The organism is Rhizobacter sp. P1_G5 (assembly GCF_056405435.1).
This window is the reverse complement of the sequence record NZ_JBFUCB010001154.1, coordinates 1-693: the sequence shown is the minus strand read 5'-3', so window position 1 is coordinate 693 and position 693 is coordinate 1. Positions and strand designations below refer to the sequence as shown.

The 693-nt window shown below is 64.4% G+C and carries 2 protein-coding genes; one reads left to right on the top strand and one right to left on the bottom strand.

Translation table 11 applies throughout. The features are described 5' to 3' along the window. Positions 1-209: response regulator (locus tag AC1D12_RS34690; protein ID WP_477845582.1), on the top strand; the 209-nt coding region annotated here is incomplete at its 5' end. Between the two features lies 1 nt (position 210). Here AC1D12_RS34690 and AC1D12_RS34685 read toward each other — a convergent pair. Next, positions 211-693: IS3 family transposase (locus AC1D12_RS34685; protein WP_477845581.1), on the bottom strand; the 483-nt coding region annotated here is incomplete at its 5' end.

Here is a 693-nt window from a genome sequence, read left to right as displayed (position 1 = left end):
CGGTCCACCTTGCCTGCGAACGGAGCTTTGGCGTCATCCTGATGGACCCGCAAATGCCGGTGCTGGATGGGCTGCAGGCGACTTCGAGAATTCGGCAATTCGAAGGGGCGCACTCCCGTCGCCGAACCCCAGTGGTGGCGTACAGCACGTCAAAGGGTCCCAAGACCATACTGAATCGCCCCGGCTTTCGAGGAGGCCGGTTGGTGTGAGTCAGGCCGGGATGGCCTGACGGGTGGCGAGTTGCCGGTGGTAGTTTGCCTCGGCTTCGACTGGCGGGATGTAGCCGATGGGCTCGAGCAGCCGGTGGTGGTTGAACCATGAGACCCATTCGAGCGTGGCCAATTCGACGGCTTCCTTGGACTTCCAGGGCGCCCGCCGATGGATCAACTCGGTCTTGTACAGCCCGTTGATCGTCTCGGCCAGCGCGTTGTCGTAGCTGTCGCCCTTGGAGCCTACCGACGGCTCGATGCCGACCTCGGCGAGTCTCTCGGAGTAGCGGATGCTGACGTACTGCGAGCCGCGATCGGAGTGGTGGATCAGCGCCCCGTCGCGCTCGGGCTTGCGTGCGTACAGCGCCTGCTCCAGCGCGTCGAGCACGAAGTCGGTTCGCATGGAGCTGCTGACCCGCCAGCCCACGATGAAGCGCGCGTAGACGTCGATCACGAAGGCCACGTAGACCATGCCCTGCCAGGT